Genomic DNA, 12,992 nt, shown 5'->3' with positions numbered 1-12,992 from the left:
CTGGGGGCTTTTTTGCGTTATTTATTCTTATTAAAGAAGCGGTAAGCGACGTAAAACTGCAACGCTCCGTTTCGGGCTTGTAGCTGCTGCGTCTCATCCTCGGAAAACTGTACGGCCTTAAAGATATTGCTTAGGCCGCCCAGGTAGCGCCAGCCCGCGCTCAGGCCTCCCGGATCCTGGTAGCCAAAGCCAACGGCATATCCATACTCTGTCTGGCGAAAGGGACCTTCCTCCACGCTGAACTCCGTTACGCTTTCCAAGTTGCTCTTCACCGACAGCAGGCGCCCCATCTGTGGGCCGGCTTCAAAGAAAATGTCGGTGACAGTGTAGCGCAACAGCGCCAAGCCATCCAGGTAGTGCAGCTCCGCCAGAATGTTGGGTCCGTAGGCCAGCGACTTGTCGCCTTTGATGGTGTAAAGCCCTTCCGTCTGTAACGAAAACCGCTCGCCAACGCTCAGATTCAGCGTGGCGCCGCCGTGGTAGCCCACCCGAAACTTGCTGTCCTCTACATCCCGGCCGACGCCGCTGCTCAAATTGCCCCCCACCTTAATGCCGGGCCGCAGGCGCACAAGCTGCGCGTAGCTGGTGGTGCTGGCGAATAGCAGCAGGAGGAAGCCTAAAAGTGCCTTTATCATAAAATGCCGGGAGCGAAAGACTACTAACGAAGTCATCGGTCAAAAGTAGCTACAGATGCTGAAGCTTTTCTCGTAAGCTTGTAAAACAGAAAAAGGCTGTTTCTCGCATCTGAGAAACAGCCTTTTTGGCTTTAAAAACTACTCTCTAGTTGCCGCCGAAAACGTAGCCTAATGAAAATTGGATTACTGTGTTGCGCGTCTTCCTTTCGTCTGGCACATCTTTTAGAATAGAAGAGAGACCACCATTGTAGCGTACAGTCACGCTAGGACCGGAAGAAAACTGGTAGCCAACACCGGCCACATAACCAATGTCAAATCGGTTGTAGTCGTCAATATTATCATATTCACTGGTTACACGAGCAACCTCTTGTTTATCTTTTTTTCCTACTAAATAGCCAAACTGCGGACCGGCCTCAAAAATTAACCCATCAGCATTAATACGTGCAAGCACTGGTAAATCGACGTAGTGAGTGCGCGATGTATACTTAATATTATCTTCATCTACGCGATATCCCTTCTGCGAATAAAGCAACTCAGGCTGCAAGGAAAAGAAGCCATCACTGCTTAAAGGGGCATTAAGCGTAATGCCACCATGAGGGGCTATCAGAGATTTAAATTCAACATCTTGTGCTTTTTCGAAATTCTCTACGCCATTGCCAGCATTGTTGGCAAGGTTGACACCGGCTCTAATGCCCAGTTTTACGCCTTGCGCCTGGCTGAAAGAAGCAACACCCGCAGTAAGTAGGAGAGAAAGAAAAACCTTTTTCATTGGTTAAGAATAAAAATAAGATGGTTGACACGCTTTATACAGTTGAAAGCATGGTTATAATAGTTGTGCTTCATAATTATGCCAAATATTAAAATAGGCTAATAAATAATAAAAAAAACACCCAACTAGGTCGGTTGGGTGTTCTGTATGAAGGCTTTATAGATAACGCTAGCGGCTCGGAATTAGGTAGCCCAGCGACACCTGAAACACTTGGTTGCGGGCGTTGCGCAGTTCGTCGTCGCGGTAGCCAGCTTTGGCAAAATCGGTGAAGGAGCCGTTGTAGCGCAGGCCGATGAGCAAGCCCGCGTCGCTTTGATAGCCCAGGCCGGCCGCGTAGCCAATCTCGTTGCGGTTTACTTCGTCCAGGTTCTGCTCGCTCTGCACCTTGCTGAATACCGTGCTGTTGGTCGTGCGCTCCGACTCGTCTTTCACCTTCAATAGATAGCTATACTGCGGACCACCCTCGAAGAAAACGCCCCCGTGTTGATTTTAAGCAGCAACGGCACATCAATGTAATTATAGGTCTGGGTGCCTTTGTAGGTATAGCTCTGGCCCAGGAAGGTGAACTGGTCATCGGCGTATTTGTATCCTTTCTGGGAAAACAACACCTCAGGCTGCACGGAAAGGAAGCCGTCGTCTACAAGGCCGATATTCAGCATAACGCCACCGTGAGCGCCAAACTTATTCTCGTATATGTCTTCGTTGGTCAGGTCGCCGGAGAGGTTGGAGTAGTTAGCGCCGCCCTTGATGCCAAAGCGGATGCCCTGAGCATGTGCATCGGAAGAAGCGAAGGCCGCAGCCGAGAGCAGAGTGGCAAGTACAAATGCAGTTTTTTTCATGGCGCAAAAGAAGTTTGGTTAGATAAATTGCATAGCTCAACCACAGACGAAAAGTGTGCCAGGGTCGCCAGAAATCAACGAAAACAGTATTATTTAAATTTTAAACAGCACAAAAAAACGGGTTGCCAAGGTATGGCAACCCGTTCTAAGAAGCTGAACTGCAACTACCTATTTCGTCGGAATCAAGTAGCCCAACTGTAAGGTGAAAGCATTGTTGAATGCTTTTGGCTCGTTGTCGATGTCCTTGGTGTCGATGAGGGAGTTGAAGCCGCGAGCATAACGCAGACCCAGGCTAATTCCGCCTTCGGTCATATAACCGATGCCAGCCACACCACTAATGTCGAACTGTGCCAGATCAGACTTGTCGGCATCACCGTTACCAAAGCCGATATAATCGTCAAAATCCGAGTTGTCTTCCGACTTTTCCGTCTGACCGTTCACGAATTTGGTGGTCAGCTCGCTCTTGTTTTTAGAGCCGAAAAGGTAGCTCACCTGCGGCCCCAGTTCAAAGAAAAGCCCCCCAGCGTTGATTTTGGCTAACAGCGGCACATCCAAGTAGTGCAGAACGCGCTGCTGCTCGTAGTCAACCTTGTCGATGTTGGTGTTGCCCACCTGCGCACCGGTCAGGGTAGAGCTTACCTCATAGCCTTTGCGGTTATAAAGCAGCTCAGGAGCAAAGGAAAAGAAGCCGTCGGAGCTAATTGGAACACTAAGAGCCACGCCAGCATTGTAACCCAACTTATAATCGCCAAAATCGGTGCTGTAGCCTGCGCCCGTGATTTGATCCACGTCGCTGCCGCTGATGTTCGAGTAAGTGGCACCGGCTTTTAAGCCAATGCGAAATCCGCCCGGGTCCTGAGCTTGGGCGACGGAAGCCGTCAGAAGGCCTAGAGCCAGTACTGCAAACTTTTTCATAAAAATGATAAAAAGGATTTGTAAAACATTGTAAATCTGGTATTAATGCCAGCAAGACAAACGAATGTCAGGCCCTCATACCGTAAAAACGAGTATAAAAGTTGCGGCTCAGGTAGTAATTAATGTTGAGGCAGCAGTGGCACAAACCTATTTCGAACGCCCCTGTTTCCGACAAGTACAATGAGGTCAGTAGCTTAGTGGTCATTTCAGAACCACCTTGTTTCCGGGGCGTGATGCCCTGGGTTTTGCTAATTTTGAGTCGCGACACGCTGCTCTATGGTTATTTTTGGTCGATTGAATTGGGGCAGTTTGGTTTTGGCTGCTTTCGTTGGACTGGGCTTAAGTGGCCAGTCGGTACAAGCTCAGGGTACAGATGCCGCTGGTGCGCCCCGTGGGCCGCTGGTGCTGGGAGCGTATGTGCAAGGGGGCTTTATTATTGCCCATACGCCGCGGGTAGCGCATCTGGTGCAGGCGCACCCAACGGGTTTTGAGTTGAACTGGCAGCGCCAGACCACCGGAAATGCCCCTGGCACGCGTGGTATCGCTATCCGAAAGTGGGCGTGGCCCTGACTTACTACGACTACCGCAATCCGGTGCTGGGCAAGTCATACGCCGCCACCGTGTACCTGAACAAGGCGTTTCTGCGCACCGCCCGCCACGAGCTGAACCTGCGCATGGGCACGGGCCTTGGCTACTTTCCCGTGCGCTTCGACCAGGAAACCAATCATAAAAACCTGATTGTCAGCTCGCGCCTGAACGCGACTTTGCAGTTGCGGGCCGAGTACGATGTGGCCATTTCCGAGCATCTGGGCTTATTGCTGGGGGTGGGACTCAACCATTATTCCAACGGAGCTACCACCAAGCCAAACCTGGGTATCAATATCCCGACGGTGGTAGTGGGCCTGAACTATCATCAGCAGCGGCCGTTTCGACCGTTGGCTACGGTGCCGGGCTACGTGCCCGAGGATATTGGCCAAAACTTCCTCAACCTAAGCGGCACGCTCGGCTACAAGCAGCGCAACGAATCGAGCCGGCAGAAGTATCTGGTAAACTCGCTGACGGTGATTGCCGGCCGGCGCATCAATCGCAAAAGCAACCTGGTGGCTGGCGTGGAAGGCTTTTACGACCGTGGCTTGCTGGCCGAGCAGCGCGATACTGTTCGCAACGGAGAAGCGCTGATTGATGTGAAAAAAGCCGGGGTGCTCGTGGGCCATGAGCTGCTGTTTGGGCGTATGGCGGTGGTCACGCACCTGGGGGTTTATGTGTATAATCCCTACAAGTCGAACAGCTTTTACTACGAGCGCATCGGTTTGAAATACCATGTTACGGAACGGCTTTTCGGCTCCATTGACTTGAAAGTGCACCGCGGCGCCGCCGACGTGATTGAATGGCGGGTAGGAATGAAGCTCTAGCCAACCCCGTCATTGCAGCGCTTTCTGCGCGTTCCGGCACGATGAAAAAAGCCCCCAGCATCTGAATCAGCAGCAATTCATCTGCCGGACCCGCTGCTTCAGCTATTGAATCCGACGCTTCAGAATCTTTTTTATCACTCAAAGTCCATTTTCGCCCACATTTGACAGCACCCAACCAGAATGGTTTGATAATCAACGCTTAGCCGCTGCTGTCATGGACGATATGTTATTGCTGAACCGCTGGATTCACATCGGCGCCGGATTTGTTGGCTTTTTCATGGCGCCAGCCGCGCTGGCGGTGCGCAAAGGCGGCGCGGCGCATCGGCTTTGGGGCCGAATTTTCTTTTGGTCTATGGTGGTGGCGGGCATTACGGCTATTTTTTCGGCTAGTGTCAAGGGCCTTACTTTTTTGCTGCTGACCGGTATTTTTAGCTTGTATCTGGCTTGGTTTGGCTATCGCTCCCTCTACCACAAGCACATGGGTCAGGGCCAGCAAGCTGCTGTCTACGACTGGGTAGGAGTAGGGCTGGGGCTGGTGGTTTTTGGCGGCACCATTATCTACGGAGTAGTGACGCGCAATATTATTTCGGTGGTGTTTGGTGGCATTGGGGCCAACTTTGCCATACAGCAGCTGCGAGCGTTTCGGCGTCCCGGTCCCTGGCCTGCAGGCCAATGGCTGCACAACCATATATCGGGTTTTGTGGGGGCTTATATAGCGGCAGTATCGGCTTTTTCGGCTACCAGTCTCTCGTTCATTCCCTGGCCCTGGAATTTTCTGTGGCCTACGCTGGTCATGGTGCCGCCGCTAATCTGGGTGCAACGGCGCTATAAGGCTAAATTCTCGCAAGGACAGCGGCCCGAAGAAGTAGTGGAAGTGCGTTTGCAGAAGCAAATGCCAGCATAGAGCATTAATCGACCAGTCATTTAACCGTCCGATTTAGGCCGCCGTGCCGAGAGGTAGCGAAGCATGACGGCCTTTTCAGGCAGAGCTAACGCACCAACGCCTGATTGATCCGCTTCACAAGCGCCGGGCCTTCGTAAATAAAACCGGTGTAGAGCTGCACCAGCGCGGCGCCGGCGTCTAGTTTCTCCTGCGCATCGGCAGCCGAAAAAATGCCCCCCACACCTATAATCGGCAGTTCGCCATCCGATTTTTGGTGCAAATACCGAACGACCTCCGTGGCACGCTGGCGCAAAGGCCGACCACTCAAACCGCCTGCGCCCAGCTGCTGAACCTGCTGGGGGGCAATTTGCAGCCCTTCCCGACTGATGGTAGTATTAGTGGCTACCAGACCGCTCAACTTGGTTTCGCGGGCAATGAGCAGGATATCATCGAGTTGACCATCCGTTAGGTCAGGCGCAATCTTGAGCAGCAGCGGCTTGGGCTTAGGGCGGGCTTGGTTGCGGCTCTGTACTTGCTGGAGCAGGTCAATCAGGGGGGCTTTTTCCTGAAGCTGGCGCAAATTGGGCGTATTCGGCGAGCTGACGTTGACCACAAAGTAGTCGACCACATCAAAGAGCGCCTCAAAACAAGCTATGTAATCGGCGGCGGCTTGCTCATTGGGCGTATCCTTGTTTTTGCCAATGTTGCCTCCAATAAGCATGGGCGAGCGGCGCCCACGGAGGCGGGCAGCCACAGCCTCCGCGCCGTCGTTGTTGAAGCCCATACGGTTAATCAGGGCCGCATCAGCGGGCAGCCGAAACAGGCGCGGCACCGGGTTGCCAGGCTGCGCCCGGGGTGTTACCGTTCCAATCTCGACAAAGCCGAAGCCCAGCGCCGCCAGCTCATCCGTGAGGTCAGCGTTCTTATCGAAGCCGGCCGCCAAACCAACCGGATTCTTGAATTTTAAGCCAAAAACCTCTCGCTCCAGGCTGGGATGCTGAAAATCGTAGAGGCCGCGCAGCAAGGCAGCACTGCCAGGCAGGCGGTAGCCGCGCTTAAGATTGTCGAAAACAAAGTGATGGGCGCACTCCGCATCGAGCTGGAAAAGAAGAGGTTTGACGAAGCGCTTATACATTTAACAAGTAACATTTATCAATTAACACTGTGCAACAAAGCTAGTAGTGTGAAGCATGTCAATCAGCTGATGTGCATTACTAATTGTTAACTGATAATTGTCAAGGATCATCCCGCCCAACCTTCCCGGTCTAGACTGCGGTACTGAATGGCCTCCGCCAGGTGCTCAATGCGGATTTCCTCGGTACCTGCCAGGTCGGCGATGGTGCGGGCTACTTTCAGGATGCGGTCGTAGGCGCGGGCAGAGAGGCCGAGGCGCTCCATGGCGGTTTTGAGCAGCGCCCGGCCAGCAGTATTTATTTGGCAAATGTCCTTCACCATCTGCGAAGGCATCATGGCGTTGGAGTGAATATCAGGGAAATTCTGGAAGCGGGCATTCTGCACCTTGCGCGCTTTCTCTACCCGCTGCTGAATGTCGGCGCTGCTCTCCGATTTGCGGGTTTCCGTCATCTGATCGAACGTGACGGGCGTGACCTCCACGTGCAGATCGATGCGGTCGAGTAGGGGGCCACTTACCTTGTTGAGGTAGCGCTGCACCACACCGGGGCCGCAAACGCATTCCTTCTCCGGGTGATTGTAGTAGCCGCAGGGGCAGGGGTTCATGCTGGCGATAAGCATGAAGTTGGCCGGAAACTCAATGCTCACTTTGGCCCGCGAAATGGTCACGCGACGCTCTTCCAGCGGCTGCCGCATTACTTCCAGCACCGTGCGCTTAAACTCCGGCAACTCGTCCAGAAACAGCACGCCATTGTGGGAAAGCGAGATTTCACCCGGCTGCGGATTGCCCCCGCCTCCTACCAGCGCCACGTCCGAAATAGTGTGATGGGGCGCCCGAAATGGCCGTGTAGTCAGCAGGGATGCATTAGTGCCCAGCTTACCCGCTACCGAATGGATTTTGGTGGTTTCAAGCGCTTCCTGCATGGAGAGCAGGGGCAAAATACTAGGCAAACGCTTGGCCAGCATGGTTTTGCCGGCGCCGGGCGGACCAATCATAATGGCATTATGCCCCCCGGCGGCGGCTATTTCCAGGGCCCGCTTAATGTTTTCCTGACCCTGCACATCGGCGAAGTCGGCGGTGTATTGGTTGACGCTGTGCTGAAATACGTCGCGGGTATCGATGCGCAGGGGGGCAATTTCCTCGCGCCCTTCAAAGAAGTCGATGGCCTGCTGCATGCTGTCCACCGGAATCACGTCGAGATTGTTCACGATGGCCGCTTCCTGGGCGTTTTCGCGTGGCAGAATAAATCCTTTGAAGCCTTCCTTGCGGGCCTGAATGGCAATAGGCAATACGCCGCGAATAGGTCGCAGACTGCCATCAAGTGCCAACTCGCCCATAATAATATAGTCGCCGAGTTGCTCGGTGTTTAGCTGCTGCGAAGCGTGTAAAATTCCCAGCGCTATCGGCAGGTCGTAAGCTGAGCCTTCCTTACGCACATCGGCCGGCGCCATGTTTACCACCACCTTGGTGCGCGGCATCCGATACCCCCGAAACTTCAGCGCCGACTCGATGCGCTGCTGGCTTTCCTTGATGGCATTATCGGCCAGGCCGACTACATAAAAATTCGTTCCCTGAGATACAACTACTTCAATGGTAATAGTATTGGCATTAACTCCCTGCACGGCCGAGCCGAAGGTTTTGGTAAGCATTGATAAAATCTAAATAGGATAAGATGAAAGCCGGGCAAAGATAGACACCAAAAAGCCGGCCTTTTTTAGAGGCCGGCTCTTTTAGCAGTGTTAATAAGGCAGAAGCAACTCAATTGATCCCGAACGTCATGCAGAGGCGGAGCCGAAGCATCTCGCGTGCTGATGTTGCTAAGCTAAACAACTGAACACGCGAGATGCTTCGCTCCGCTCTGCATGACGGTCTGATTGAAGGATATTCTAGGTTAAGCTTTTTTTAGCTCTCTGCTTTTTCGTTTACCAAGTCTTCAATCAGCATGATCATGATGTGAATGGCCTTGATGTGAATCTCCTGAATTCTATCGGCATAACCTGAATGCGGGGCGCGAATCTCGACGTCGCAGAGGGCGGCTAATTGCCCCCCATCTTTGCCGGTAAGGCCTACAATACGCATCCCGGCAGCTTTAGCCGCTTCGGCGGCGCGTAGTATGTTGGGTGAATTGCCGCTGGTACTTATGGCGAGCAGCACGTCGCCGGGACGACCCAGGGCTTGCACGAAACGGCCAAATACGTAGTCGTAGCCGTAGTCATTGGCTACACAACTCATGTGTGAAGCTTCGGTGAGGGCAATGGCCGCCAGTGCCGGACGGTCGTGGCGGTAACGGCCGCTAAGCTCCTCGGCAAAATGCTGCGCATCGCAGAGGGAGCCGCCGTTGCCGCAGCTCAGCAATTTGCCCCCCAGCCGCAAGCTGTCGGCCATAAGGCGCGCAGCCTGCTCGATGGCAGCAAGGTTGGCTGGATCAGCTAGAAAACGGTCGAGGACCGTGCGAGCCTCGGTCAGCTCAGCTTGAATGCGATTGGTAAGCGAATTGGTCACTATTAAGGTTGGGAAGAAGGATACTGCGAGGGCCGCGGTGTTTCGAGGTCGGCGGCGGAAGCGGGCGGAACGTTAGAATGCGGTGGGGTTTCTACCACATTAGGGTTGGGGGGCAAATTCGTGCCCGGCGCAGGGTCGGCAGGCACTACATATACCGGGTCGAGGCGGGTAGCCGTGGTTGCCGTTGGCGCTGGAGTAGGGGCGGGCGGTACTACTGGTGCTACGGGTGTGACGGGTACTACGAGCGGCGCGGTGGTAACAGGCCGAGCGGGGTTTGCCGGGGCTGATGTGGTAACGGGGCGCGCCTGCAAATCCCGGTCGCGCTGCTCCATCTGGTGATCATAAAGGCGGGCTTTCAGCTCGTTTACCTTGCCTTCCTGGCGGGACAGGTCGCGCTTCAAAGCCACATTGTACAGGTTCTCTACGATCAGCTCCAAAGCCAGCAATATGGCTCCGATGACAAACATCGTGTTATAAAATGTTGCCAATCCTAAGTCGCCACTCAGTCCCATTGACGACATCATAAAGTCGCGGGACGCGGGCATCAGCATGAAAAGCAGCGCCAGGAGCAAATACACCATGACGACCACATTAACTAAGCGTTTGAAAGCAAGCATAGGAGGAGAAAGCTAAGTGGAAGAAAAGCCGGTGGTCAAACCACGCGCGGAAGCCACAGGAAGCCACAACGGCGGGCTAAATATAGACGTTTACCCATTTTGGGCGCGCAGTGCAACCCTGGCACCATCCTGCTAAACGCAGCCAAGCCTTCAACGGTTGATTTTAAGTGCGTTTTTCATGGTCTGGGGGGCTTTTTAGGCAGAGCGCAACTTAAGGCCACCTATTTCTTTTCGCCCAAATTCTACACCAGCATACCGTTGGTTTGCATGCTGTTCAGGCGCTGATACAAGCCGCCGGCCTGCGCCAGCAGCTCGTCGTGGGTGCCGCGCTCCACGATACGGCCGTTCTGCAAGACCACAATTTCGTCGGCGTGCTGCACGGTGCTCAGGCGGTGGGCAATAACCAGCGAGGTACGACTGTGCATGAGCCGCGTCAGGGCTTCCTGCACCAGCTTTTCCGATTCTGTATCGAGGGCAGAAGTGGCTTCGTCCAAAATCAGGATGGGCGGGTTGCGCAGGATGGCGCGGGCAATGCTGATGCGCTGCCGCTGCCCACCCGAGAGGCGGGAGCCCCGGTCGCCGATCATAGTGTGGTAGCCCTCAGGCGTTTGCTGAATGAATTCGTGGGCATTGGCAATCTTGGCCGCCTCAATTACCTGCGCTTCCGTGGCTTCGGTATTGAAGCGGATATTGTTGAAAATGGTATCGTTGAACAGAATGCTTTCCTGAGTCACAATGCCCATTTGCTCGCGCACGGAGTGAATGGTGCAGTCGCGCACATCGTGTCCGTCGATGAGAATTTGCCCCCCAGTGGGGTCGTAGAAGCGCGGCAGCAGGTCGGCCAGCGTTGACTTGCCGCTGCCCGATGGACCAACCAGGGCCACGGTTTTACCTTTGGGAATAACGAGGTTGATGTCGGTGAGTACGGGCTGGTCGCCGTAGCTGAACTGCAAATTGCGCAGCTCAATCTGGTGCTGGAACGGCGGAAGCACGTGCGCGTCGGGCTTGTCGCGGATAATGGGCTCTGTATCGACCACTTTCAGAATTCGCTCACCAGCAACTAGGCCCCGCTGAATGTAGCTGAACGCCCCGCCCAGCGCTTTCACGGGCACTAGTACCTGCGAAAACAGAATCAGATAGCCAATAAAGTCCGACGCCGTCAGCTCCGATTCGCCCGACAAAACCAGCGTGCCGCCATAGAATAGCAAGCCTGCCACCACACCCACACCCAGAAACTCGGAGATAGGTGACGACAAATCGCGGGAGTTGGCCATAGCCCGCAGCGTACGCGCATACTCGTTGTTCTGCGCCCGAAACTTGCCCATAATGTAGGGTTGAGCATTGAAGGCCTTGATAACCCGAATGCCCCCAGCGTCTCGTCAATCACCGTAAGCATGGTGCCCAGCGACTCCTGGCTTTGGTGAGCCTGCCGCTTTAGCCGCTTCGAAATACCCGAAATCAGCAAGCCCGATACCGGCAGAATAAGCAGGGTAAACAACGTCAGCTTCACCGACATGTACAGTAAGAGCACGAAATACGCCACGATAAACAGCGGATCGCGGATAACGCCGGTCAGCGTGTTTACCACCGAACCTTCTACTTCCTGCACGTCGTTGGTGAGGCGCGACATCAGGTCGCCTTTACGCTCGCCCGAAAAGTAGCCGAGCTGTAATTGCGTGATGCGCTCATACAGCGCGTGGCGCATATTGCGGATCACGCGGGCCCGAACCCGGGCGATGATGCGCAAGCCCAGATAGCGGAACAGATTGCTTAGAAACACCGAAACAATCAGCACCATACACACGAAGCTCAGCGCGCCCAGCTTGCCCCGCGAAAGCGTGACCTGCGTGAAGTAGTAATCGAAAGTCGTTTTGATGTAGTCGATGGACAGCGCAAAGTCCGGCGGTGCGGTGGCAGTAGCGGTATGCTGCTCTGTGGTGCCAAACAGCACGTTGAGCAAAGGAATGACCAGCGTAAAGTTGCAGAGCCCGAATATGATGCCGAGCACCGTATACAGAAAATACAGGGGCACGAAATCGGCGAACGGCCGCGCATAGCCCAGAATGCGGAGGTAGGTTTTCATGGAGGCCGCAAAGGTAAGCATTAGCGCAGCCCTCGTTCAATCGGCCTCTATCCGACCACTTTCAGCAGCCATTTCTTTACCCAGGCATTCCGGGCCAAGCCAAAACCAGCATTTACCAGCCAGGGTTTGCTGGAAATAAACCGCATAAGCCGGTAGCTGCGGGCCAGCTTCTTGCCTATCTGCTGATACACCGCCTGCTCGTACCAGTGCATTTGCGCCGCGCTGAAATCCTGCTGCTCAAAGCAGCGCACGGCTTGCTTAGCCGCCAGTATGCCGCTTTGAATGGCCGTATCGATGCCGTGGCCCTGTAGCGGGTCGATGAGCGAAGCTGCGTCGCCGCAGAGCAGGAAGCGGGCGCCACTAATAGGCCGGGATTTGCCCCCCAGCGGCAGCCCAAAGCCGCTTACTTCGCTTAGTTGGCTGGCCTGGGCAAACCGTGGCGCCACCTGCGGATGCTCGCGGGTAATAGCCAGCAGCACTTTCTTTAAATCCAGCTTTTGGGCCGCCACATCAGACGAAAGCATGCCAAAGCCGACATTATACACGCCGTTGCCGACCGGGAAAATCCAGAAATAGCCAGCCAGATACTCGCGTAGGAAATAGAACTCGGTGGTGGTTTCGTCGGTGTTGGTGAGGCCCTGAAAATAGGCGCGCACGGCTACGCACTGGTGGGCACGGTCGAGGGGGCGCTGGGTAAGCTTGCGGGCCGCTACCGAGTTAGCGCCGTCGCAGCCAATAAGCAGCTGGCAGGTAAGTGGCGCTTGCCCGTTGGCGGACAGCAGCGTGACTTGCTCAGCCGACACGTGCATATCCTTGACCGGAAAAGCGAGCTGAACGTGCGTTTCGGTGTGAGCCCGTACCATTGCCAGCAGGCGTGCGTCGAAGTGCAGACGGGGGCTGTTGAAGGTTTGAATTTGCCACCGCACCCGGATGTCGTCGCCGCTGGGCGCAAACAGCCGGCTGTCGCGGGTTTCGGCTTTTTGCGGCAGCGCGTACAACTCCTCATACAAAGCCGGCGAGAGTTTCCGGATGGCTTTGAGGGCCAAGCCCGGAATGGCGTCTCCGCATACTTTATCGCGTGGAAACCGGTCTTTATCTACCAGGGCCACGCGCAAACCGCTATTCTGCAACGCCAGCGCGCAAGCCGTACCCGCTGGTCCGGCCCCGAGAATAACGACATCGTAGTGGTTGGTCATGAAGAAATG

The 12,992-nt window shown here is 54.7% G+C and carries 13 protein-coding genes and 1 pseudogene; 3 read left to right on the top strand and 11 right to left on the bottom strand.

Features of this window, described 5'->3' with window-relative positions; all coding sequences use genetic code 11:
* Positions 1–17 precede the first annotated feature (17 nt).
* From H9L05_RS04505 to H9L05_RS04485, 5 genes are all read right to left on the bottom strand, one after another.
* Positions 18–635: an outer membrane beta-barrel protein gene (locus H9L05_RS04505; RefSeq protein WP_187733195.1), complete on the bottom strand. Its 618-nt coding sequence runs from the start codon at positions 633–635 to the stop codon at positions 18–20.
* Between the two features lie 145 nt (positions 636–780).
* Positions 781–1,404: a porin family protein gene (locus H9L05_RS04500; protein WP_187733194.1), complete on the bottom strand. Its 624-nt coding sequence runs from the start codon at positions 1,402–1,404 to the stop codon at positions 781–783.
* 168 nt (positions 1,405–1,572) lie between these two features.
* Entirely contained in the window at positions 1,573–1,842 is a 270-nt protein-coding gene (locus H9L05_RS04495; RefSeq protein ID WP_187733193.1) for a hypothetical protein, read from the bottom strand.
* On the bottom strand, positions 1,839–2,243 hold the full coding sequence (locus tag H9L05_RS04490) for a porin family protein (RefSeq protein ID WP_187733192.1): 405 nt from the start codon (positions 2,241–2,243) through the stop codon (positions 1,839–1,841). Before H9L05_RS04490 ends, H9L05_RS04495 begins: the two co-directional genes overlap by 4 nt.
* Before the next feature lie 168 nt (positions 2,244–2,411).
* On the bottom strand, positions 2,412–3,158 hold the full coding sequence (locus H9L05_RS04485) for a porin family protein (RefSeq protein ID WP_187733191.1): 747 nt from the start codon (positions 3,156–3,158) through the stop codon (positions 2,412–2,414).
* Between the two features lie 315 nt (positions 3,159–3,473).
* On the opposite strand from H9L05_RS04485, the gene H9L05_RS04480 reads away from it, so the two are divergent.
* From H9L05_RS04480 to H9L05_RS04470, 3 genes are all read left to right on the top strand, one after another.
* Positions 3,474–3,728 (top strand): hypothetical protein, encoded by a 255-nt coding sequence (locus H9L05_RS04480; protein WP_187733190.1) that lies wholly within the window; start codon positions 3,474–3,476, stop codon positions 3,726–3,728.
* On the top strand, positions 3,719–4,570 hold the full coding sequence (locus H9L05_RS04475; protein ID WP_187733189.1) for an acyloxyacyl hydrolase: 852 nt from the start codon (positions 3,719–3,721) through the stop codon (positions 4,568–4,570). Before H9L05_RS04480 ends, H9L05_RS04475 begins: the two co-directional genes overlap by 10 nt.
* 214 nt (positions 4,571–4,784) lie before the next feature.
* Positions 4,785–5,474, top strand: coding sequence for a DUF2306 domain-containing protein (locus H9L05_RS04470; protein WP_187733188.1), 690 nt, complete (start codon positions 4,785–4,787; stop codon positions 5,472–5,474).
* 85 nt (positions 5,475–5,559) lie between these two features.
* Here the strand turns inward: H9L05_RS04470 and H9L05_RS04465 are convergent, their stop codons facing one another.
* The 6 genes and pseudogenes from H9L05_RS04465 to H9L05_RS04440 form a co-directional block, all read right to left on the bottom strand.
* The gene (locus H9L05_RS04465; RefSeq protein ID WP_187733187.1) at positions 5,560–6,588 is read right to left on the bottom strand and encodes a quinone-dependent dihydroorotate dehydrogenase; all 1,029 of its coding nucleotides are present in this window, start codon (positions 6,586–6,588) and stop codon (positions 5,560–5,562) included.
* 107 nt (positions 6,589–6,695) lie between these two features.
* Complete coding sequence (locus H9L05_RS04460) at positions 6,696–8,234, bottom strand: YifB family Mg chelatase-like AAA ATPase (protein WP_187733186.1); 1,539 nt, start codon at positions 8,232–8,234, stop codon at positions 6,696–6,698.
* 253 nt (positions 8,235–8,487) lie between these two features.
* Positions 8,488–9,087, bottom strand: a complete 600-nt coding sequence (gene lpcA / locus H9L05_RS04455) for a D-sedoheptulose 7-phosphate isomerase (RefSeq protein WP_187733185.1) — start codon at positions 9,085–9,087, stop codon at positions 8,488–8,490.
* A gap of 2 nt (positions 9,088–9,089) precedes the next feature.
* Positions 9,090–9,704 carry a hypothetical protein gene (locus tag H9L05_RS04450; protein ID WP_187733184.1) on the bottom strand — a complete coding sequence of 205 codons (615 nt, stop codon included), beginning with the start codon at positions 9,702–9,704 and terminating at the stop codon, positions 9,090–9,092.
* 242 nt (positions 9,705–9,946) lie between these two features.
* Positions 9,947–11,787, bottom strand: a pseudogene (locus H9L05_RS04445) (ABC transporter ATP-binding protein).
* A 47-nt stretch (positions 11,788–11,834) separates the two neighbouring features.
* The gene (locus H9L05_RS04440) at positions 11,835–12,983 is read right to left on the bottom strand and encodes an NAD(P)/FAD-dependent oxidoreductase (protein ID WP_187733183.1); all 1,149 of its coding nucleotides are present in this window, start codon (positions 12,981–12,983) and stop codon (positions 11,835–11,837) included.
* Positions 12,984–12,992: the final 9 nt, after the last annotated feature.

It is taken from the genome of Hymenobacter qilianensis (assembly GCF_014489555.1).
Taxonomy (GTDB): Bacteria; Bacteroidota; Bacteroidia; order Cytophagales; family Hymenobacteraceae; genus Hymenobacter; species Hymenobacter qilianensis.
The sequence above is the reverse complement of the archived record's forward strand: the minus strand, read 5'-3'. Positions and strand labels throughout refer to the sequence as shown.